The organism is Nonomuraea antimicrobica, assembly GCF_039536965.1.
Lineage (GTDB): Bacteria > Actinomycetota > Actinomycetes > Streptosporangiales > Streptosporangiaceae > Nonomuraea > Nonomuraea antimicrobica.
This window is the reverse complement of record NZ_BAAAZP010000104.1, coordinates 1-21,561: the sequence shown is the minus strand read 5'-3', so window position 1 is coordinate 21,561 and position 21,561 is coordinate 1. Positions and strand designations below refer to the sequence as shown.

Below are 21,561 nucleotides of genomic sequence, written 5' to 3'. Positions count from 1 at the left end.
GGCCGTCCCCTCCTCAAGGGGACGGCCCCCGCGCCGTCGCCTGCCCCCTACCCGAGCGGTCTCCAGGCGAAGGCGTCGCCGTGCCGCTCGATCAGGCCCAGCCCCGGGAACGGCAGATGGTAGGCGTGCACGGACAGGATCTCGGCGTCGTACTCGACGGGGCGCAGCCGTTCGCCGAAGAGCCTGATCGCCTCCAGCGCGGGCCGGCGCTCGTCCTCGGTGAGCGCGGAGGTGCGGTCGGACCAGAACGCGACCTCGGCGGCGTGCGCGAAGGCGACCGCCTCGGGGAAGGCCGGTTCGCCCGCCCACACGGCGCCCCTGCTGTGGTCCTCGTGCAGGTGGGTGAAGGGATCATCCTCATGCGGCTGCGCGGCTCCATGGACGTGGGATCGTAGGCGTCACTTCAGGAACGCGGCGGTCGTCGTCACGAAGCGGTCGGCGTCGTCGAACCACGGGAAGTGGCCCGCGCCCGGCTGGACGGCGAACTCGGCGTCGGGGAACAGCGCGGCGATCTCGGCCGCGGCGGCCGGGACCGTGTTGAGGTCGACCTCCCCCGCGAGCACCAGCACCGGCACCCGCAGCGCGGCCAGCGCCGCCCGCGTGGCCTCGGGGTCGAACGCGCCCTCGGCCGCGAACACTGCGGCGGCCTCGTCGTTCCTGTCGGCCTCCATGGCGGCGTGGTAACGCTGCGCCTCGGTGTCCCAGCGGCCGTGGACGAAGGGGGCGACGGCCTGCCAGCGCTCCTCGGTGGCGTTGCCCGCGGTGATGGCCTCCAGGGCCGCGTACGCCGCGGGGAACCAGGGCTCGCCCGTGCGCAGCCGGGCGGTCTCCAGCCGGGCCTGCCCGGTGACCTCGATGCCGACGGCCCTGGTGCTGGGGGTGACCAGGACGAGCCGGCCGACGTGGCTCGGGTGGCGGGCGGCGTACAGCAGGGCGAGGTTCGTCCCGGCGGAGTGACCGAGCAGGTCGATCCGGTCGAGCCCGAGATGCTCGCGCAGGGACTCGACGTCGGCGACGAGCCGGTCGCAGCGGTACGTGGCGGGGTCGCGCGGCGTCTGCGACAGGCCGGTGCCGCGGGGATCGAGCTTGATCAGCCGCCGGTGCGCGGACAGCCCACCGAGGTCGCCGAGGTAGTCGGCGCTCTGCATGGGGCCGCCGGGCAGGCAGACCAGGGGGCCGCCCGAGCCGGACACGTGGTAGTGGAGGACGGTTCCGTCGGAGGCGGGGAAGGCAGGCATGACGGAGATCCTGTCAACGCGTCCCCTGGCGGGGCAAACGAGTTATCCGGGGCGGGGATCCCGTCCTCGGCGGCCGGAGGTTGATGTCGCCGGCCTGTGTGAACCCGGGAGGACTGTTTTGGGCGGGTTATGCAACTTTTGCCATGCCCTGGCCGTATCTGGGGCTCCGTTGGCGGACGTACGGGAAGGTTCGAGGTCGGATCCGCTCAAACTCACCCCACCAGGAGATGATCGTGCGCGCCAAAGGCAGCACCAAAGCGTCGAAGAAGTCGAGCAGCCAGCCGTGGCTGCACGTGGACGGCACCGAGATCCAGGAGTTCGGCACGGTCCGTACGTGGCCGCTGGCCCTGTCGGAGGAGGCCCGCAGCTACTCCTGCGAACGGCTGAACCAGATCCTCGCCGACACACAGATCCTCTACGCCCTCTACAAGAAGCACCACTGGCTGATGCGCGGCCCCACCTTCTACCAGCTCCACCTGCTGCTCGACAAGCACGCGGAGGAGCAGGAGAAGCTCGTCGACCTGATCGCCGAACGGGTACAGACGCTCGGCGGCATCGCGGTGGGCGACCCCAGGCACGTCGCGGAGATCACCGTGGTGCCGCGTCCGCCGAACGGCGCCGAGGAGGTGCCGGCGATGCTCTCGCGCCTGATCGAGGCGCACGAGACGATCCTGCTCGCGGCCCACGACGCGGCCTCCCGCGCCGCCGAGATGGGTGACGACGGAACGAACGACCTGCTGGTCTCCGACGTCATCCGGACCGGGGAGCTGCAGATATGGTTCCTGGTCGAGCACCTCGTCGACACCCCGCTCGTCGAGACGCCGCACAACGGGCACCGCCCGTCGCGCCGGGGCGCACGCTCGTCGAAGTGACGCCGCACCGCCGACTCATCGTCAGTGGGCGGGGAACCGGCGGATCCGGGGCCGCGTGAGCCCCGGCCGGGGACTTCAGGAGCTCGCGGGGTCGTCCTTGCCGAAGCCGTCGAGCGACTCGCGTTCCGTCAGCGTGCGAAGCTCCTGGAAGACCGTGATGTGCAGGCCCGCGGGGGCGTCGAGGCGAGCGTTGAGCGACTCCCAGGGCGTGCGCGTGGGCGGCGCGACCTCGGTCGCGCCCGCCGACACCAGCCGGTCGGCGGTGGCCCGCGCGTCGTCGACCTCGAACGCGACCCGGATCCTCGGCGCCACCTGCCGGCCCACCTCGACCTCGTCGATCATCACCTTCTGGGCCGGGTTGGCGATCTCCAGTGTGGCCCGGCCGGCGTCCAGGATGGCCACCCGCGCGCCGTCGCCGCTGGAGAACGCGGCCTGTTCCGGCAGGCCGAGGACGTCCCGGTAGAAGGCCAGGGCGGCCTCGTAGTCGTCCGCCTCGACCACCAGCCTGAGCTGGCGCACGGGGGCGGCGGACTCGGGGGAGTCGGGGTGCGTGGTCATGTGATTGGCTCTCCTTCGCCGTGACGGCATCCGCGAACGGACGAGGCCGGGATGCCTCACCTCGTGCAACTCCCCGGCGACGGCGCTTCATCCCCGGTTGCTCGTCCCCGTGCGGGCCGCGGCTCAGCCCCGCCCGTAGCGGTCCTCGGCCCGCCAGAAGTACCAGAACCCGCCGGCCAGCGCGAGGACCGCCCAGACCAGGCACGAGACCCACACCATCCCCGGCGGCGTGTGGTCGCCGATGAGGATGTCGCGCATCCACTCGATGTACGAGGCCGCCGGGTTCAGGTACATCGTCGTGGCCACCCACTCCGGCAGCCCGGCGCTGTTGACCACCTTGTCGTGGATGGCGAAGAACACCCCGGAGGCGTACAACCACGTCCGCATGATGAACGGCAGCAACTGGTTGAGATCGCGCAGCGAGGAGCCCAGCCGGGCCATGATCAGCCCGGCCCCGATGTTGAACATCGTCTGCAGCACCAGCACGATCGGGATCATCAGCCAGAACCAGTTCGGCAGCTCACCGGTGATCACCACGATCACCAGCAGCACGCCCATCGAGATGACCAGTTGCTGCAGCTCCTGGATCGTGTACGCCAGCGGCAGCGAGGCGCGCGGGAAGTGCAGGGCGCGGATCAGCGACAGGTTGCCGGAGATCGACTTCGCGCCCGCGGTGACCGTGCGCTGCGTGTAGGTGAAGACGAACATCCCGGTCAGCAGGAACGCCGGATAGTTGTCGATGCCGTGGCTGCCGCCCAGGATGAGGCCGAACATCACGTAGTAGATGGCGGCGTTCAGCAGCGGGGTGATGACCTGCCAGAGCTGCCCGAGCGCCGAGCCGGAGTATCGCGAGACGTTGCGCGAGGTCGCGTACGTCAGCACGAAGTGCCGACGCTCCCAGAGCTGGTGGACGTAGGCGGCGAACCGCGGCCGCGCGATGGCGGGACGCAGCCCGTGCCTGCGGGCCAGCTCCGCCAGCGAGGCCGGCGCGGGGTCTTGCACGTGGCTCATGAGCACCTCGAAGCGTCGCGGTCACCGAGCGGCCGTCCGGTGGCCGAAGGGCGCGTCCCATGGACGATCATCCCCCGCCACCGGGGGCATCGGTCCAGTGTCGGGGCCGGAGCGTCGCCGAGTCGAGGATTTCAGCGCACGAGGCGGGTTCACGAGGCGGGCGCATGGAGCGGGCGCCCCGGTTCGCCGGGCGCCCGCTGCCGCGCCTGGCTAGGAGGGCACGCGCACGCCCGTCACCGCGAAGCGTTCGACCTCCGCGACGTGCCCGCCGGTGGAGGCGACGACGGTCAGCGTCCGGCCCGGACGGGCGGTGAACGTGACGCGCGCCGACCAGGCCGCGTTCTCCCCTCCGGCGCTCAGGCAGCAGCGCTCCCCCAGCGGGCCGGACGAGCCGGGGCGCAGCACCTGGATCCTGATGCTCTCGTCCACGCCGGTGATGCGTCCGCCGACGGTCAGCGGGGAGCCGGCGGCGGCCCCGTACGCGGGTCTGGTGAGGGAGAGCGTGGTGTCGTCGGTGCCGACCACCTCCCAGGGGGCGCGTACGCCCGTGCCGTACCGCATGAGGTGCACGACGGCCGCCACCGACCGTTCGGAGCCCTCCGGGCTGCGGTAGCCGACGTGGACCCGGGCGTGGTCGCCCGCGCGGACGGTCTTGACGGCGCGGTCGATCCCCTCGAAGCCGAGGTAGTCGCGGGTGAAGGCGATCGCGGTACGGGCGGGGTCGAGGTGCCAGGCGTCGCGGCCGTCCTTCTGGTGGGCGCGCTGCCAGGCGGCGACGTCGTCGGGGCCGGAGAACGGCCACAGCGGCTGGTAGTGACCGGCGATCAGCGTCTCGGTGGGATAGGGGGAATCAGGGGCTGGGGTGCCAGGTCCGGGGGTGTCGGCAGTGTCAGGGGTTTCGGCGGTGTCGGGGGCGGGGGTGCCGGCGGGGGGTGGCTGCGAGGTGCCCGGTGCGGTGGACAGGTCGGCCGTGGACGTCGCGGCGGGCGTCCCGGCGCCCGGTGGCCCGGCCGACCCCCCGCAGCCCGCCACACCGGCGACGGCGAGCGCGGCCAGCAGCGGCAAGGCTCGTACGACGATCATGCGGAACCTCCTGCCAGGGGCGGCCTGATGAGGAAAGACGTACCCACTCGGCCGCTCGCGTGCGCCCCTCCCGCCGCTCTTCTCCCAGTCCCTTCCAGGGCTCTTCGCTCAGCTCCGCGCGCTCGCCGCCCCTTCGCTCCGCCCGTACGCCGCCCGTGCGCCGCCGCTTCGGCAGCCGCACCGGCGTTCGCGCAGGCCAGGGGTGGGAGGGCGCGGCAGGACGCGGGCCGAGGTCGCAGGGCTGGGGGCGGCCTGCGCGGGTAGGCGTCCAGGCATGGCCACCTTCGACCTGACCAGCGTGCGCGCCGTCGTCTTCGACACCGACGGCGTGGTCACCGACACGGCCCGGGTGCACGCCGCCGCGTGGAAGCACGTGTTCGACGCGTTCCTGCGGGGCCGTTCCGAGCCGTTCGACGTCCGTGCCGACTACCTGGCCCACGTCGACGGCCGGCCGCGGCTGGACGGCGTGCGCACGTTCCTGGCCTCGCGCGGCGTCTCGCTGCCCGAGGGCGGCCCGGACGACGAGCCGGGCGCGCCGACCGTGCACGGTCTGGGGCTGGCCAAGGACGCGCTGTTCGCGGAGCAGATCGCGCGGCACGGCGTGGCCGCCTTCCCCTCCACGGTCGTCCTGCTGCACGAGCTGCGCCGGCGCGGCTGCCGTACCGGGGTGGTCTCGGCCAGCCGGCACTGCCGCGCGGTGGTGTCGTCGGCAGGGCTGCTGCACCTGTTCGACGTGCTGGTGGACGGTGACGACGCGGCCCGGCTGGGGTTGCCGGGCAAGCCGGACCCGGCGCTGTTCCAGGAGGCCGCGCGGCGGCTGGAGCTGCCGCCCGAGCAGGTGGCGATCGTGGACGACGCGCCTGCGGGCGTACGGGCGGGCCGCCGGGGCGGGTTCGGGCTGGTGGTCGCGGTGGACCGGAGCGGTGGACGGGCCGCCGCGATGCGGGCCTCGGGGGCCGACGTGGTCGTGTCCGACCTGGCCGAGACCGACGTCGCGGGACGGGTGCCCGTGGGGCGGCGATGAGCGCTTGGACGCTGGTGTACGACGGCTTCGACCCGGAAGGTGAGGGGACGCGCGAGGCGCTGTGCACGCTGGGCAACGGCCGGTTCGCCACCCGTGGCGCCACCCCCGACGGGGAGCCGCGTACGCCGGGCACGTACCTGGCGGGCTGCTACGACCGGCTCGACTCGGTGGTGGCCGGGCACACGGTGACGAACGAGGACATCGTCAACCTGCCCGACTGGTTGCCGCTGACGTTCGCCACGCCGGGCTCCGGCTGGTTCCGTCCGCAGCGGGCCGACCTGCCGCTCTACCGGCACGAGCTGGACCTGCGGCGCGGCGTGCTGGTGCGCGACCTGCGCTGGCGCGACGGCGCGGGCCGCGTCACCCGGGTACGCCAGCGCCGCCTGGTGTCGATGGCCGACCCGTACGTGGCGGCGCTGGAGACCACGTTCACCGCCGAGAACTGGGCCGGCCCGCTGCGGGTACGCGCCAGGATGGAGGGCCGGGTGGCCAACCGGGGCGTGGCCCGCTACCGCGACCTGCGCGGCGACCACCTGACCGGGCACGCCACCGGCACCGAGGACGACCTGGGCTGGCTGACGGCCGCCACGCGCTCGTCCCACGTGGTGGTGGCGCTGGCCATCCGGATCGACGCCGACGCCCCCGCCGTGCACCCGTCGCTGGGCCCCGGCCGCCTCACCTCCGAGCACGTGCTCGACCTGCGGGAGGGCGAGCCGCGCACGTTCACGAAGGTCGTCGCGCTGACCTCCTCGCGCGATCCTGCCTCCCACGACCCGCGCTCGTCGGCGCTGCGGCACGTGCGCCGGGCGCCGGGCTTCGGCGAGCTGCTGGCCCGCCACGAGGCCGCCTGGGAGCGGCTGTGGCGGCGGGCCCGGCTCGACGTGGACGGCGCGGAGCTGTCGCGGATCGTCCACCTGCACATCTTCCACCTGCTCCAGACGCTCTCCCCGCACACCGCAGGCCTCGACGTCGGGGTCCCGGCGCGCGGGCTGCACGGGGAGGCGTACCGGGGGCACGTGTTCTGGGACGAGCTGTTCGTGCAGCCGTGGCTCGACCTGCGCTTCCCGGAGATCTCGCGCGGGCTGCTGCGCTACCGCTGGCGGCGGCTGCCCGAGGCCAGGGACGCCGCCAGGGAGGCCGGTCACGACGGCGCGATGTTCCCCTGGCAGAGCGGCAGCGACGGCCGCGAGGAGACCCAGACCCTGCACCTCAACCCGGCCTCGGGCCGCTGGCTGCCCGACCACTCGCGGTTGCAGCGGCACGTCGGCCTGGCCGTCGCCCACAACGTGTGGCACCACTACCTGGCCACCGGCTCCATGCCGTCGTGGTGCGCCGAACTGCTGCTGGACATCGCCAGGTTCTTCGCCTCGCTGGCCGTCCCCGCGGGCGACAGGTACGAGATCCGCGGGGTCATGGGCCCCGACGAGTACCACGACGCCTACCCGGGCGCCGCCACCCCGGGCGTGGACAACAACGCCTACACCAACGTCATGACCGCCTGGCTGATGGCGCGCGCCCGCGACACCGCCGCCCTCGTGCCCGAGGTGGCACCCGGCGCGCACGAGCTGGCCCACTGGGACGACGTCGGCCGCCGCCTGCGGGTCGACTTCCACGAGGGCGTGATCAGCCAGTTCACCGGGTACGGCGACCTGCTGGAGCTCGACTGGGACCGCTACCGCGGGGTGCGCCGGCTGGACCGGGCGCTGGAGGCCGACGGCGACGACGTCAACCGGTACAAGGCGTCCAAGCAGGCCGACACGCTCATGCTCTGCTACCTGCTGACCGGCGAGGAGCTGGCCGCCCTCCTGGAGCGGCTCGGCTACCGGGCCGACCGGGACCTCGTCCCGCGTACGGTCGCCTACTACCTGCGGCGCACCAGCCACGGCTCGACCCTCAGCGCGGTCGTGCACGCCTGGGTGCTGGCCCGCTCCAACCGGACCCGCTCCAGCCAGACGCAGTCGTGGCGGTTCTTCACCGAGGCCCTCCACAGCGACCTCAAGGACGTGCAGGGCGGCACCACCGCGGAGGGCGTCCACCTGGGCGCCATGGGCGGCACGCTCGACCTGATCCAGCGCTGCTACCTGGGGCTGGAGCTGCGGCGCGACGGGCTGCGGCTGGATCCGCTGCTGCCCGGCCGGCTCGGGCTGGTGTCGATGCCGATCTGCTACCGGGGACGCCGGCTGTTCGTCGACGCCGACCATCAGGAGGCGCGCGTGAACGGCATCGCGCGCCGTACCTGCGACCTGCCCCTCGTCCTGCCCTTCGACCCGCTGTCCGACTTTCGAGGAGACGTGACCATGACAGGCACCGGCGATCTCGGCCGCCGTATCATCCACCACCGCGAGCGTCTCGGCCTCACCCGCGAGCAGGTCGCCGAGCGCGCGGACATGTCACCTGGCTACCTGGAGTATCTGGAGGAGCACGCCGACACCCCCGACACCGGGGCGCTCTACCGGCTCGCCCACGCGCTGGGCACGACGGCGGAGGACCTGCTCGGCGGCGACCTGGACCGGCCGCCGGGGCACGGCCCGGCCATGGCCCATCCCAGCCTGGAGACGCTGGACGAGGCGGTGTGCCGGCGGCTGATCGAGCCCGGCGGGATCGGGCGGGTGGCGTTCAGCGGCTCGCACGGGCCGACCGTGCTGCCCGTCAACTACCGGCTGCACCACGGCGCCATCGTCTTCCGCACCGCCGCCGGCGGGGCCATGGACCAGGACCTGCGCACGGGGCTGGAAGGCGTCGACATCATGATCGCCTTCCAGATCGACAAGATCGACGAGGTGAACCGGGAGGGGTGGAGCGTGCTGGTGCAGGGGCCCGCGCACCACGTGCCGCCGGAGGAGATCGCGGACGCGGCCGGTTCAGGGGTCACCCCGTGGGCGGGCGGCGAGCGGCAGCTCTACATCCGCATCGTCCCCCAGCACATCACCGGCCGCCGCATCCACGGCATCTGACCGACCCGCCCGTGGGGGACGCCTGGGGACGCCTGGGGAGTCAGCCTCGCCTGCAGCCCGTGGCGGCGAACGCCATGAACAGCGTGGCCTCGCTCCCGTCGAAGTTGTCGTCGGAGCCGATCACCAGCGTGCACTCGCCGCTCGCCAGCCGCGGCCCCCACGACATGCTCTCCAGGTTCTGCACCGGGGGACGGAAGTCGCCGAGGTTGTGGACCAGGCGCTTGGACACCGGCCAGTACGGGTCGCCGGTCAGGGAGTCGCGGCCCAGGACGTTCGTGGCGCCGCGCACGTCGATCTCGTACAGCTTGACCCGGTAGCCGACGCCCTGGATCCAGGACCGTTCCAGGGCCAGGTAGCGGTGTTCGTCGATGGGCAGGATCTCCGACACGCCGCTGTCGGCGTCGCCGGTGGCGGGCTTCGGGGGCGTCGGCAGCCGGTCGAGCGGGTAGGCGTACTGGCCGCGGACCTGGCCCCGGCGGTTCCACACGGTCAGCCGGGCCGGTGAGCCGCGCTCGGCCGTCGGCACCGGCCCGTCCTCGAAGCGCGGTCCCTCGGTGACGGCCGTGACGGTCCGCTCGGTGACGGCCAGGCCCTCGAATCCGAAGTTGCGCCGCGGCCCGCGCTCGGCGTCCGTCAGCCGCAGATTGGCCGGTACGGGCAGCTCCCCGGTGCTCCGCCCTTCGAGGTCGGCCGTGTGCACCGCGGACTGCGAGACCGGGATGTTCGGATTGCGGGGGTCGGGCCGGTCACCCTCGTCGCCCCACAGCAGCCGCCCGCTCCACGGGTCGAGCCTGATCGACTCGGGGTCGGCCGACCCCGCCTTGCCGTACGCCGGGTAGGGGGTGCCGTCGGCCCTGGTCAGCGTGGTGACCCCGGTCAGTCGTACGCCGGTGAACTCGCCCGTCTCCCGGTTGATGTCGAGGCGGCCGGTGTAGAAGCGGGCGGGGTTGTAGCGCCAGCGGTCGTCGGAGATGAGATACCAGGTGCCGGTGCCCGGGTCGCGGTCGAGCCCGGACAGTCCGCCCACCGTGGTGCCCTCGTACGTGGCCAGGTGGGCGATGCGCTGCTCCCCGAGGAAGCGCGTGATGCGGACCGGCTCCTGCCGCTGCGCCGCCGCCGAGGGGGGAGCGGCGACCACCACCAGCGCGAATGACAGGGCGATTCCGGTTATTTTTCGCGAATGTGCCATGTGTTCCTCCGTTGCTGAAAATCGACGGAGGAAATGAAAGCGCGGATGACCGGTAAAGTCCACGACCAAACAACGGTATGCCGCACTACAAAAAGGGGCAAAGTCAGGCCGAATGTGCGGCGGCCACGCCGTCCAGAATGAGCCGCAGGCCGTGGGCGAACGCCTCGTCGCTCGTCGGCGCCCCGCCCTCCCTGACGCCCGCGACGGTCAGCGGGAACTCGGCGGCGTACGCGGCGAGGTCGAGGCCCGCTCCGGCAGCCTGCCGCTCGCGCGCCGCCTGCTCGTTCAGCACGAAGCCGAGGGTGTAGTGGCTGATGGCGGCGATCGCGTGCAGGCCCTGCGCGGGGGTGAAGCCGAGCCCGGTCAGGATCGCCAGCTCCAGCTCGAAGCCCCGGGCGACGTCGGGCCCTGGATTGCCGATCGCGATCAGGCGGGCGCCGTCGCGGTGGCTCAGCAGCGTACGCCGGTAGCGGTGGGCGCGGCGGGTCAGCCACTCGCGCCACGACTCGCCCTCGCCGGGCCCGCCCAGGTCGGGGGCGAGCAGCTCGCGGGCCATCTCGTCGAGCAGCTCCTGCTTGTCGCGGAAGTGCCAGTAGAGCGCGGGGTTCTGGACGCCCAGGCGGGCGGCCAGGCGGCGCATGGACAGGCCCTCCAGGCCGACCTCGTCGAGCAGCTCAAGCGCGGCGCGGACGACGGTGTCGCGTGCCAGTCCCTTCTGTGCCATCGCCGAACACCTTAACACCGCTAAGCAGCGCCCTGGCCTGCGCGGTTTCCGCGCGGACGACGTCCCGACCCCGCGTGCGCGCGTCCCGGGCGAATCCGGATACACCGTGAATCGCACGCATGTCAATGACATATGACGATAGTCAATCCCCTGAGTCTGGGGGATTGAGCCTGTCCGCGCGGGTGGGTGAGAGTGAGACAGAGATCTTCATGCACGGACGGCCGGCGCGAATGTCCGTAGGCCGGCCGGGAAACGGTTCATGCTTTCAGAGAGGAACTCGATCCATGAAAGTGCGCAATGTCCTGCTCGTGAACGCCGGCAGTGATGCGGATATCGTCTCGGTCGCCAACGACGGCACCTTCCCTGCCCTGGGGGTCGTCTCGCTCGCGACCGTGCTCCGGCGGGATCATCCGGACGTGGACGTGATCGCCGTCGACGGGCAGATCACGCCGATGGCGGAGATCGAACGGCTGATCGCGGACTTCGACCCCGACGTCCTCGGCGTGGGCGTCCTGGCCACGTCGTACGGCAACGCGCTCCGCCTGGCCGAACTGGGCAAGGAGACCGGCGCGGTCACGGTCTTCGGCAACGACCAGGCGACGGCCATGGGCGAGCAGATCCTGCGGCACCGCGAGGCCGTCGACTACGTGTGCGCCGCCGACGTCGGCGAGTTCTCCCTGTCGGCCCTGGTGAGCGCCCTGGACGGGGAGCGCCCGATCGACACCGTGCCGGAGCTCCTGCACCGCACGCCCGACGGGATCACCCACAACCGCCTGCCGGAGATTCCCGCCGAGGAGATCAAGGGCGGCGGGGGCGCGTTCCGCACCATGGTCCTGGACGCGATCCCCGTACCCGACCGGACGTTGATGCCCGACCTCAACTGGAGCCGCTACCTGGACAACTACCTCAACCGCTACGGCGAGCTGCACGAGGGCGACACCATCACGGGCGTCACCACGATGAACCGCGCACGCGGCTGCGCGCGGGTGAAGTCGCCCTGCCATTTCTGCGGCATCATGGACCTGAGCCTGCGCTTCTCCTCCCCCGAGATGTTCTGGCACGACGTGCGCGCCGCGCAGGAGCAGATCTCGGCCTCGATCTTCTACGAGGCGTTCGACAGCATGAGCAGCTCGCCGCGCTGGGTGAAGGCGGTGGTCGAGGCGAAGCCCGACGACATCGGCGACCCGAAGTTCTTCGTCTACACGCAGGCCGCGGAGACCACGCCCCGCCTGGTCGAGCTGTACGAACGGCTCGGCGTCTACCGGGTGAACATGGGTCTGGAGGCCGGGGACACGCGGATGCTCCAGGTTCTCAAGGGGCCTCGTGACAGTCTGGAGAACAACCGGCGGGCGTGCAGCCTGTTCAAGGAGGCCGGCATCCTGATCCATGGCTCGCTCGTCCTGGGCGGCCCCGGGGAGACCGCGGAGAGCCTGGACAACACGGTCCAGTTCGGCCGGTGGCTGATCGACAACGAGATGATGGCTTCCCTGGAGGCCCAGCCGCTCTACCCCGACTTCGGCGCGCTGACCGGCAAGTGGCTGATGAACCCCGACCTCGCCAGGCGGGAGGCCAAGGAGCGGGGCTTCGAGATCCTCGACGAGGCACTGCTCGACCTCATGCCGACCAAGTACGGCTCGACCGACCTGGTCGACTTCGACGAGGTCTCCAAGGACTGGTGCAAGATCTTCAGTCGCGTCCCCTGGGACGAGCTCATCGACGCCACCCACATGATCCGCTCCTATGCCGACAGGTCCGGCACCGTCACCGGGTCGGGCCGCATGACGCAGACCACGCTCGGATCGTCGTAGTGCTCCCGCTCCTGGCGGCCACCGTACTGTCCTGCGCCCTGGTGGTCCTGACACCCGGGCCGGGAGTGTTGATGGTGCTGCACCTGGGAGCCAGTGGCGGCCGCCGCTCCAGCTTCGGCTTCGTCCTCGGGCACCTGGCCGGCGACCTCGTGTGGGCCGCGCTGGCGCTGGTGGCGTTGCGGTGGGTACGGCTCGTCTCGCCGGTGTTCTTCGCCGTGCTGACGGTGGCCGGCGCGCTGTATCTGATCTACCTGGGCGGGCGGGCGCTCGCGTCCGCCCGCGCCCCGCAGGCGGTCGCGCCGCTCGGTGGCCGGCGCGCGGTCCTGCGGGGCGCCGCCTTCGGCGTGACCAATCCCAAGAGCTACCCGGTCACCCTCGCGATCTTCACGGCGGTGCTGGGTGACCGGGTCGAGGTGCTGACGCCCGCCACGATCCCCCTCTTCCTCGCCGCGGCCCTCCTCGGCAGCCTCGTCTCGGGGACGCTGCTGGCGTGGCTGTCGGGTCTGGAGCTCGTCCGCGACGCGTACCGGAGGGCGGCCCCGGTGGTCGGCCGGGTCGTCGCCGTGGCCTTCTTCGGGTTCGCCGCCTGGTCCTTGACCCGGTTCCTGCCGCACTGACCCCTTCACGGACCTCGGTCCTGAGGGGCAGGGCGCCGGCTACTCCTCCGTAGGCGCGCTGCTCGTCGTGGTGTGGTCGTCCATGGCGTCGAGCTGGACGCGGACCCTGGTGAGCAGGTCACGCGGGAGCGGCGCGTAGCCGTACAGGGCGAGGCTGGACTGGCCCGCGTCGCCGGCGGCGTAGAGCAGGAACGCCCGCACCAGCGGGTCACGGTTGGGCTGGCACGTGATCGCGTACGTGACCAGGACGATCGGGTACGCGCCCTTGGCCCTGGTCAGGTAGTCGAGCTGGACCACCAGGTCGCCGTCCTCGCCGACGACCCTGGCGTTCTCCAGGGCCGTGGCGGCGCTCTCCGGCGTGAGCTGGACGAACTCGCCGCCCGCGTTGCGCACCTGGGCGGTGGACAGCCCGGCGTTGGTGGCGAGGCCGTACTCGACGTATCCGATGGAGTTCTTGGTGTCCCGGACGGCGTCGATCACCCCGGCGGACATCGCGACGCCCTTCCCTTTGCCGGTCCACTTCCTGGACGGCTCGTGCGGCCAGCGGCCCGCCGCCTTGAGGTAGGCGGTGAAGTTGTGGGTGGTGCCCGAGTCGTCCGAGCGGTGGAAGAGACGGATGCGCGTGCGCGGGAGGGGGGCGCCGGGGTTCTCCGCGGCGACCCGCGGGTCGTCCCACCTGGTGATCCGGCCGCCGAAGATGCCCGCGGCGGTGGCCGGGGAGAGCCGGAGGTCGGGCACGGACGGCAGGTTGTAGGCGAGCGCGATGCGGCCCACGACCATGGGCAGGTGGACGGCGCGGCGACCGCAGCGGCGGTTCGCCCGCACCTGCTCGTCGGGACGCATCGCGACGTCGGACCCGGCGAGCGCGGTTCTGCCGCTGATGAAGTCGTCGATCCCGGCGCCCGACCCGCTGGACTTGTACTGCACCTCCAGGTCGGGATGGATGCGGTGGAACTCGGCGCGCCAGGCGTCCATCGCGCCTTCCTGCGCGCTCGAACCGGATCCGGAGATCGACTCGGCGATCGGCGGCTTCGGCGGGTCGTCGTCGCGGCTCAGCACCGCCGCCCCGCTCACCCCGGCGGCACAGGCACCGAGAACCAGGGCGGCCACCAGGGCCTGCCCGGCTAGTCTCTTGAGCATTTTTGCCATTGACCGCAATGCTACGAAGTGGTCCCGGCCTGGGGGTTAATCGGACGTCAAGCCTGCGTTGGCGGAGCTTCATTTTCCGTCAAAGCGGGAGAAACTTTGACTCCTGCGGCGTACGGGCACCATGTGGCCGATGGTTCCCCAGCCCACGGAGGGCTCAGGGCAGCGCGTCACCACCCGGCAGCCAGATGCGACTTGCTAGCAATTGCGACATATATGCAAAATGAGGTGTTTCTCGCTACACGATCATCTGGCCTTTCACCTCCGGAGACTCACCGCATGAGCCGCCCGCCCCGTCCTGCCCCAGCCATCCCGACCGTTCGCGACAGCGCGCTGCTCAAGGCGGTAGCCGGATCATGAGAAAGTTGCTCGTCCTGGTGGCGGCCCTGTCGCTGGCCGCCTGCGCACCGGCGCCCGCCGCCCAGGAGCCCGCCCGGCCCGGCGGACAGGCGGCGGCCCCGCAGACCGGCTTCCCCGTCACGATCGAGAACTGCGGGCGCAAGCTCACCTTCGACCGGCCGCCCGCCAAGGTCGTCACCGGTTATCACCCGGCCCTGGAGACCCTGCTCGCCCTCGGCCTGGCCGACCGGATCGCCGGCCGGACGAACTTCTCCGAGAGCCCGTTCCTGCCGGGTCAGCGGGAGCAGTACGACCGGATCCCGGAGATCTCCGACACGATCATGCTGCCGCAGAAGGAGGTCATGCTCGCCCAGGGCGCGGACTTCGTCCTGGACAACGCCATGGCCAGCTTCGACGCCGCCGGCGGCTACGCCACCGTGGACGAGCTGAACACCGCCGGGACCCCGGTGTACATCCTGGGCGGCTGGTGCGGCCCCGAGGAGGTGCTCCAGTTCACCATCGATGACACCTACACCGACCTGCGCAACCTCGGCAAGATCTTCGGTGTCTCCGACCGGGCCGAGGCGCTGGTCGCCGAGTTGCGGGGCGGGCTCGACGACGTCAAGAAGCGCGTGGAGGGCCGTACCCCCGTCAAGGTGCTGGCCACCGACGGCGGCAAGGGCCCGGTCAACGCGTACGGCGGCAGCGGCATCACCAACCAGATGATCACCCTGGCGGGCGGCGTGAACGTGCTGGCCGCCGTCAAGGGCGACTACACCGAGGTCAGCGCCGAGGAGATCAGCGCCGCCCAGCCCGAGGCCCTCCTGGTCAGCGACTACGCCACGCTGCGCGGCGAGGACATGCCCAGCTCCCCCGCCAAGGCCGCCGAGGCGTTCGCCATCGCCAGGAACAGCCCGGCCGCCAAGGAGCAGCGCTACCTCGCGCTTCCGGTGGCCGCCCAGCACCCCGGCTACCGCAACCTCCTGGCCGTCGCCGACATCGCCCGCTTCCTGCACCCCGACGCGTTCGCCGGATGACCAGCGAGACCCGGGAGGGCCTGACCTCGGCTCCGCCGGTCAGCGCCGCGACCCCGCCACGCCGGCGCGGCGGGCGGTTCGTGGTGCTCGTCGTCTCGCTGGCCGTGGCCGTGGTCGCCTCGACCTGGCTGGCGGTGAGCATCGGCGCGGTGCACGTCGCCCTGCCCGAGGCGTGGGGCATCGTCGCCGACCGCGTCGTCCCCGACGCGGTGCCGCGTACGTGGACGTCCGTGCAGGAGCAGATCGTGTGGGAGTTCCGGCTGCCGCGCGCGCTGCTCGCGCTCCTGGTCGGGGCCGGGCTGGCGGTGGTCGGAGCGGTGCTGCAGGCGCTGGTGCGCAACCCGCTGGCCGACCCGTTCCTGCTCGGCGTCTCCTCGGGGGCCTCGTTCGGGGCGGTGCTCGTGCTGATCCTGGGCGCCTCGGCGCTGGGCGGGGTGTCGCTGTCGGCCGCCGCCTTCGCCGGGTCGCTGCTGGCCCTGGGCCTGGTGTACGCGCTGGCCCAGCGGTCGGGGCGGATCACCCCGTCGCGGCTGGTGCTGGCGGGGGTGGCGCTGGCGTACCTGTTCCAGGCCGCCTACAGCTTCGTCCTGCAACTGGCGCAGAGCGGGCGGGCCGCCCAGCAGGTGCTGTTCTGGCTGATGGGCAGCCTGGGCGGGGCCCGCTGGCACCTGCTGCCGCTGCCGGCCGTCGTCCTGGTCGCCGGGGTGACGTACCTGCTGCTGCAGCACCGTCCGCTGAACGCGCTGGCCGCCGGGGAGGAGACGGCCGTCTCGCTCGGCGTGAACGTCAACCGCTTCCGTCTGGGCCTGTTCGTGCTGACCTCGCTGCTGGTGGGCGTGCTGGTGGCCACCAGCGGGGCGATCGCGTTCGTCGGGCTGATCGTGCCGCACGCCGCCCGGCTGCTCGTCGGCGCCGACCACCGCCGGGTGCTCCCGGTGACGGCGCTGCTCGGCGCGGTGTTCCTGCAGCTCGTGGACATCGCCGCGCGTACCGTCAACGCGCCGCAGGAGCTGGCGCTCAGCATCGTCACCGCGCTGTTCGGGGTGCCGTTCTTCCTGTGGCTGCTGCGCCGCCGCTCCGCGGACCGGGCGGTGAGCGTCCAGTGAGGCTCGACCTGCGCGGCGTGTCCGTCGGCGTCGACGGCGCCGCCATCGTGCACGAGGCCGACCTGCTGGTGGACGACGGCGAGTTCGTCGCCCTGGTGGGGCCGAACGGCTGCGGCAAGTCCACGCTGCTGCGCTCGATCTACCGGGCGCTGCGGCCCTCGGCCGGGCTCATCACCGTGGACGGCGACGACGTGCACCGGTTGCCCGCCCGCCAGGCCGCCAGGCGCATCGCCGTGGTCGCCCAGGAGACACCGGCCGACCTGGACTTCACAGTGGCCGAGATCGTCTCCATGGGGCGTACCCCGTACCGGGCGGACGCCCGTACGGACGAGGAGCTGTGCGCACGGGCGCTGGAGCGCGTCGGCCTGGCCGGCGCCGCCGGCCGCGTCTTCGCCACCCTGTCCGGCGGTGAGAAGCAGCGGGTCCTGCTCGCCCGCGCCCTGGCCCAGCGGACCCGCCTGCTCCTGCTCGACGAGCCCACCTCCCACCTCGACATCCGGCACCAGTTGGAGCTCCTCCACCTGGTGCGCGAACTGGGCATCGCCACCCTGGCCGTGCTGCACGACCTCAACCAGGCCGCCGCGTTCTGCGACCGCCTCTACGTCATGAGCGCCGGCCGCATCGTGGCCGGCGGGCCGCCCGGCCGGATCCTCACCCCCGACCTGATCTCCGAGGTGTACGGCGTGCGCGCCGTACACCGCACCCAGCTCGTCTTCGAACGCCTCAAGGAGGAGCGGTGATCTCGCGACTGCTGGCACTGTCGCCCCGGATCCGGTGGCGGCTGGCCGGGCTCGTCCTGCTGCTGTTGTCCATCACGGCCACCTACGTCGGCCAGGGCGTGCTCGTCGCCCAGGCACTGTCGCGCATCTTCGCGGGCCGGGGCGCGGGCTCGATCGTCTGGCTCGTCGCCGGGGTCGTGGTCCTGCAACTCGTCCGCAGCGCCGCGCTGACCGTGCGCGAGTCGGCCGCGTTGCGGGCCTCGGGCGCGGTCAAGGCCGAGCTGCGCCGCCGCCTGACCGCCAAGCTGCTGCGGCTCGGCCCCGCCCACGCCCAGCGCGGGCGTACCGGCTCCGCGCAGACCACGATCGTGGACGGCGTCGAGACCGCCGACGCCTACCTCGGCAGGTTCCTGCCCCAGGTGATCGCCGCGGTCATCGGCGCGATCGCGGTCACCGCGTACCTGTTCACCCTGGACCCCCTGGTCGGCGCCGTCGTGCTGGCCTGCGCCCTGCTCCTGCCCGTGCTGCCCCTGCTGTCCGACCGCGTGCTGCGCGAGCGCAACGCCGCCTGGTTCCGCGGCTACAAGGGCCTGTACGCCGAGAACCTCGACGCGCTGCAGGGCATGGCCACGCTCAAGGCGTTCAACGCCAGCGGCCGGCGCGGCGCCGAGCTGGGCCGGCTGGCCGAGCGGTTCTCCCGCGACTCGATCCGGCTCATGGCCATCGTCATCGGCTACGTCGGCGGCGTGGCGCTCATCATCGGCCTGGGCACCGCCGTCGCCCTCGGCGCCGGCGCGCTGCGGCTGGCCGCCGGGGAGCTGACCGCCACCGAGCTGCTGATCATCCTGCTGCTCACCGCCGAGAGCTTCCGGCCGCTGAAGGAGCTGGAGGCCGCCTACCACGCCAGCTACAACGCCGTCCCGTCGCTCAAGGCCGTCTTCGAGATCCTCGACGCCCCCGAGCCCGAGCAGGGCGCCACCCCGCTCGGCCTGACCGGGCCGCCCTCGCTGACCTTCGACGACGTCACGTTCGGCTACCCGGGGCGTGAGCGCCCGGCCCTCGACCGCTTCTCCCTCGACATCGCGCCAGGCGAACGGGTCGCGCTCGTCGGCCGCTCGGGCGCGGGCAAGACCACCGTCGCCTCACTGCTGCTGCGCTTCTTCGACGCCTCCGGCGGGCGCATCACCGTGAACGGCGTCGACGTCCGCGACCTGCCCCTCGACCGGCTGCGCGCCCTGGTCGCCGTGGTCTCCCAGGACACCTACCTCTTCCACGGCACCGTCCGCCGCAACCTCGCGCTCGCCCGTCCTGACGCGAGCGGCGACCGGCTCGAAGCCGCCGCCCGCGCCGCCCGCGCCCACGACTTCATCACCGCCCTGCCCGACGGGTACGACACCGTGGTCGGCGAGCGCGGACTCAAGCTCTCCGGCGGCGAACGCCAGCGCATCGCCATCGCCCGCGCCCTGCTCAAGGACGCTCCCATCCTCGTGCTCGACGAGGCCACCTCGGCCGTGGACGCCGCCAACGAGTCGGCGATCCAGCACGCGCTCGACACCCTGTCCGGCGGCCGGACCACGTTGATGATCGCGCACCGGCTCTCCACCGTCCAGGCCGCCGACCGGGTCATCGTCATGGCCGACGGCCGTATCCAGGAGGCCGGACCGCCCGGCGAGCTCCTGGCCGGCCAGGGCGCCTACGCCCGCCTGGTCGCCGCCCAGAACGGAGCCGCCCGATGACCGCCGTCCCCCGACGCCTCGGAGCCACCCGATGACCGCCATCCCCCGACGCTTTGGAGGCGCCCGATGACCGCCGCCGCCGTCGCGCTCGCCGGTCCCGGCGGGTCGCGCTTCCGTCCGATCCTGGCGCTGCTCGGCCCGCATCGGCCGCTGCTGCTGACCGCCATCGCCAGCGGCATCGCCCACCACCTGGTCGTGCTCGCCTCCGCGGCCGTCGGCGCCTGGGTCGTCAGCCGGGCCATCACCGGAGCCGGCCAGGAAGACCTGCGTGGCGGCCTGATCGTCCTGGGTCTCCTGCTTCCGTTCCTGGCCCTCACTCCGTGGCTGGAGTCGTACCTCGCCCACGTGGCCGCCTTCCGGGTGCTGGCCGACGTACGCGGGCGCGTGTACGCCGCCTTCGAACGCCTCGCCCCCGGCTACCTGCTCCAGCGCCGCTCCGGCGACCTCGGCTCCACCGCCATCTCCGACGTCGAACAACTGGAGCTGTGGTTCGCCCACACCCTGAGCCCGCTCATCAGCGCCGTCACCGTCCCCGTCGCCGCGCTGACCGCGCTGGCCGTCTTCCACCCCGCCCTCGCCGCGGCCCTCGCGCCCGCCCTGATCCTGCTCGCCCTCCTGCCCGCCTGGCTGCGCAAGCGCGCCGCCGCCCAGGGCGTGCGGCTGCGCGCCCAGCTCGGCGAGCTGAACGCCGAAGCCGTCGACACCCTCCAGGGCCTGCGCGAACTCCTCACCTCCGGCGCCGGGCCCCGTCAGCTCGACCAACTGGCCGAACACGACCGGCGCCTCCTGGACGCCAAACTCGCCCACGGCCGCCGCTCCGGACTCGAACACGCCGTCACCAACGCCGCCACCACGCTCGGGCTGCTCGCCGTCCTCGTCACCGCGGCCCTGCTGACCTCGGCGGGCAGCCTGCAACCCGCCCTGTTCCCGGTGTCGGTCGTCCTGGCCGCCACCACGTTCGCGCCCGTCATCGCCGTCACCGACGTGGCCCGCGACCTCAACCTCGTCGTCGCCGCCGGCGACCGCATCATGACCATCCTCACCACGCCCGCCCCGGTCACCGACCGCGTCAGCGCCCCGCCGCCCGGCCCCGTCGAGCCGCGCGTCCGCTTCGAGCGGGTCCGCTTCCGCTACGGCCCCGACCTGCCGGAGGCGCTCACCGGCCTCACCCTCGACCTCGCCCCCGGCGAGACGGTGGCGCTGGTCGGTCACTCCGGCGCGGGCAAGTCCACCTGCGCCAGCCTCCTCATGCGCATGTGGGACGTCACCTCCGGCGCCATCACCATCGGCGGCCACGACCTGCGCGACTTCCCCCAGGAGGACCTGCGCCGCCTGATCACGCTCGTCCCCCAGGACGTCTACCTGTTCAACGTCTCGCTGCGCGACAACATCCGGCTCGGCCGCCCCGACGCCACCGGCGACGAGGTGGAGGCCGCCGCCCGCGCCGCGCACGCCCACGAGTTCGTCACCGGGCTGCCCGACGGCTACGACACCCTGCCCGGCGAGCTCGGCGCCCGCCTGTCCGGCGGCCAGCGCCAGCGCATCGCCATCGCCCGCGCCCTGCTCAAGGACTCCCCCATCCTCATCATGGACGAGGCCGTCTCCAACCTCGACGCCGAGAGCGAGCGGGAGGTCGCCGCCGCCATGACCGCGGCCAGGCGCGACCGTACCACGCTGGTCATCGCCCACCGCCTGTCCACCATCCGCACCGCCGACCGCGTCATCGTCCTGGACGAGGGCCGGATCGCCGAGGCCGGCACCCACGCCGAGCTGCTCGGCACCGACGGCGTCTACACCCGCCTCCTCTCCTCCCAGCTCAACGGCTGACGGAGCCCCCGCCGCGAACGGTGGTCTTGATCGACACCGTTCGGACGGGGGCTCCGGTTCTTCTTTCGACTAACCTTGGCTACGCCGTGTCACGCTTGACTCCCGTCGCTCTAGTTGGGAGGGCCAGGCGGCGCTCTGAAGATCTGCCAGATGCGCCAGGCGATCGTCATTCCCTTCTTCTTGCTGGCCGGGAAGTCCGAGGCGTATGCCTTGGAGGCCGGGCCGTGCCCGGTGCCCTGGTCAGCAATCCACTCGGTTGCGCTCCGGCTGCTCCCTTGGTGCGAACTGGTGGGATGGACCCTCCCCAACTGCTCATCGATCGAGCGTCTCTGCGCGTCGGTCAGCCCGCGCGACTGAGTCTGGCCGGTGTTCGGCGGATTGCGCTGAGCCTTGGGCGGCGACTGCCGCTGGACCGCCCTGCGACTGGTCGGACGGACGGCGGGCCGATGCCTGACCGTGGTCTTGGGCCTGCTCGCGCGCCTGGTCACCGCCCTGCGCGCGGCTGCGGCCCGGTTTCTGGCCGCCGCCGCGCGCCGCGCTGCCGCCGCCGCTCGTCGCTTGGCCGCCGCGGCG

19 protein-coding genes are annotated in these 21,561 nt (G+C 72.5%); 10 read left to right on the top strand and 9 right to left on the bottom strand.

Features of this window, described 5'->3' with window-relative positions; translation table 11 throughout:
- Positions 1 to 47 precede the first annotated feature (47 nt).
- Positions 48 to 311: an MBL fold metallo-hydrolase gene (locus ABD844_RS30270; RefSeq protein WP_344885663.1), complete on the bottom strand. Its 264-nt coding sequence runs from the start codon at positions 309 to 311 to the stop codon at positions 48 to 50.
- An 87-nt stretch (positions 312 to 398) separates the two neighbouring features.
- Positions 399 to 1,238 carry an alpha/beta fold hydrolase gene (locus ABD844_RS30265; protein WP_344885660.1) on the bottom strand — a complete coding sequence of 280 codons (840 nt, stop codon included), beginning with the start codon at positions 1,236 to 1,238 and terminating at the stop codon, positions 399 to 401.
- Between the two features lie 233 nt (positions 1,239 to 1,471).
- On the opposite strand from ABD844_RS30265, the gene ABD844_RS30260 reads away from it, so the two are divergent.
- Complete coding sequence (locus tag ABD844_RS30260; RefSeq protein WP_344885657.1) at positions 1,472 to 2,110, top strand: Dps family protein; 639 nt, start codon at positions 1,472 to 1,474, stop codon at positions 2,108 to 2,110.
- Between the two features lie 75 nt (positions 2,111 to 2,185).
- On the opposite strand, the gene ABD844_RS30255 is transcribed toward ABD844_RS30260, so the two are convergent.
- The 3 genes from ABD844_RS30255 to ABD844_RS30245 form a co-directional block, all read right to left on the bottom strand.
- Positions 2,186 to 2,668, bottom strand: a complete 483-nt coding sequence (locus ABD844_RS30255; protein ID WP_344885655.1) for a VOC family protein — start codon at positions 2,666 to 2,668, stop codon at positions 2,186 to 2,188.
- 123 nt (positions 2,669 to 2,791) lie between these two features.
- Complete coding sequence (locus ABD844_RS30250; RefSeq protein ID WP_344885653.1) at positions 2,792 to 3,679, bottom strand: ABC transporter permease; 888 nt, start codon at positions 3,677 to 3,679, stop codon at positions 2,792 to 2,794.
- Between the two features lie 210 nt (positions 3,680 to 3,889).
- Positions 3,890 to 4,762 carry a hypothetical protein gene (locus ABD844_RS30245; protein ID WP_344885650.1) on the bottom strand — a complete coding sequence of 291 codons (873 nt, stop codon included), beginning with the start codon at positions 4,760 to 4,762 and terminating at the stop codon, positions 3,890 to 3,892.
- 274 nt (positions 4,763 to 5,036) lie between these two features.
- Between ABD844_RS30245 and ABD844_RS30240 the strand changes: the two genes are divergently transcribed.
- Both ABD844_RS30240 and ABD844_RS30235 read left to right on the top strand, forming a co-directional pair.
- Positions 5,037 to 5,786, top strand: a complete 750-nt coding sequence (locus ABD844_RS30240) for an HAD family hydrolase (RefSeq protein ID WP_344885647.1) — start codon at positions 5,037 to 5,039, stop codon at positions 5,784 to 5,786.
- Positions 5,783 to 8,740: a pyridoxamine 5'-phosphate oxidase family protein gene (locus ABD844_RS30235; protein ID WP_344885644.1), complete on the top strand. Its 2,958-nt coding sequence runs from the start codon at positions 5,783 to 5,785 to the stop codon at positions 8,738 to 8,740. Before ABD844_RS30240 ends, ABD844_RS30235 begins: the two co-directional genes overlap by 4 nt.
- A gap of 40 nt (positions 8,741 to 8,780) precedes the next feature.
- Here the strand turns inward: ABD844_RS30235 and ABD844_RS30230 are convergent, their stop codons facing one another.
- Both ABD844_RS30230 and ABD844_RS30225 read right to left on the bottom strand, forming a co-directional pair.
- A complete protein-coding gene (locus ABD844_RS30230) occupies positions 8,781 to 9,929 on the bottom strand; it encodes an esterase-like activity of phytase family protein (protein WP_344885641.1) in 1,149 nt (382 codons plus the stop codon).
- A gap of 103 nt (positions 9,930 to 10,032) precedes the next feature.
- On the bottom strand, positions 10,033 to 10,653 hold the full coding sequence (locus ABD844_RS30225) for a TetR/AcrR family transcriptional regulator C-terminal domain-containing protein (protein WP_344885638.1): 621 nt from the start codon (positions 10,651 to 10,653) through the stop codon (positions 10,033 to 10,035).
- 284 nt (positions 10,654 to 10,937) lie between these two features.
- On the opposite strand from ABD844_RS30225, the gene ABD844_RS30220 reads away from it, so the two are divergent.
- Together ABD844_RS30220 and ABD844_RS30215 are read left to right on the top strand one after the other, a co-directional pair.
- Positions 10,938 to 12,461 carry a B12-binding domain-containing radical SAM protein gene (locus tag ABD844_RS30220; protein ID WP_344885635.1) on the top strand — a complete coding sequence of 508 codons (1,524 nt, stop codon included), beginning with the start codon at positions 10,938 to 10,940 and terminating at the stop codon, positions 12,459 to 12,461.
- Positions 12,461 to 13,078: a LysE family translocator gene (locus tag ABD844_RS30215; RefSeq protein WP_344885632.1), complete on the top strand. Its 618-nt coding sequence runs from the start codon at positions 12,461 to 12,463 to the stop codon at positions 13,076 to 13,078. Before ABD844_RS30220 ends, ABD844_RS30215 begins: the two co-directional genes overlap by 1 nt.
- 39 nt (positions 13,079 to 13,117) lie before the next feature.
- Here ABD844_RS30215 and pstS read toward each other — a convergent pair whose 3' ends face one another.
- Positions 13,118 to 14,227 carry a phosphate ABC transporter substrate-binding protein PstS gene (pstS, locus tag ABD844_RS30210; RefSeq protein ID WP_344885629.1) on the bottom strand — a complete coding sequence of 370 codons (1,110 nt, stop codon included), beginning with the start codon at positions 14,225 to 14,227 and terminating at the stop codon, positions 13,118 to 13,120.
- A 353-nt stretch (positions 14,228 to 14,580) separates the two neighbouring features.
- Between pstS and ABD844_RS30205 the strand changes: the two genes are divergently transcribed.
- The 5 genes from ABD844_RS30205 to cydC all read left to right on the top strand — a co-directional run bounded on the left by ABD844_RS30205 (position 14,581) and on the right by cydC (position 20,988).
- On the top strand, positions 14,581 to 15,600 hold the full coding sequence (locus ABD844_RS30205) for an ABC transporter substrate-binding protein (RefSeq protein WP_344885626.1): 1,020 nt from the start codon (positions 14,581 to 14,583) through the stop codon (positions 15,598 to 15,600).
- Positions 15,597 to 16,706 (top strand): FecCD family ABC transporter permease, encoded by a 1,110-nt coding sequence (locus tag ABD844_RS30200; protein WP_344885623.1) that lies wholly within the window; start codon positions 15,597 to 15,599, stop codon positions 16,704 to 16,706. The genes ABD844_RS30205 and ABD844_RS30200 overlap by 4 nt, the downstream gene beginning before the upstream one ends.
- Positions 16,703 to 17,446, top strand: coding sequence for an ABC transporter ATP-binding protein (locus ABD844_RS30195; RefSeq protein WP_344885620.1), 744 nt, complete (start codon positions 16,703 to 16,705; stop codon positions 17,444 to 17,446). The genes ABD844_RS30200 and ABD844_RS30195 overlap by 4 nt, the downstream gene beginning before the upstream one ends.
- Positions 17,443 to 19,161 (top strand): ABC transporter ATP-binding protein, encoded by a 1,719-nt coding sequence (locus ABD844_RS30190; protein ID WP_344885618.1) that lies wholly within the window; start codon positions 17,443 to 17,445, stop codon positions 19,159 to 19,161. Before ABD844_RS30195 ends, ABD844_RS30190 begins: the two co-directional genes overlap by 4 nt.
- A 66-nt stretch (positions 19,162 to 19,227) precedes the next feature.
- Positions 19,228 to 20,988, top strand: a complete 1,761-nt coding sequence (gene cydC / locus ABD844_RS30185; protein ID WP_344885615.1) for a thiol reductant ABC exporter subunit CydC — start codon at positions 19,228 to 19,230, stop codon at positions 20,986 to 20,988.
- 110 nt (positions 20,989 to 21,098) lie between these two features.
- Here the strand turns inward: cydC and ABD844_RS30180 are convergent.
- A partial coding sequence (locus ABD844_RS30180; protein ID WP_344885612.1) for a hypothetical protein occupies positions 21,099 to 21,561 on the bottom strand: 463 nt, incomplete at its 5' end.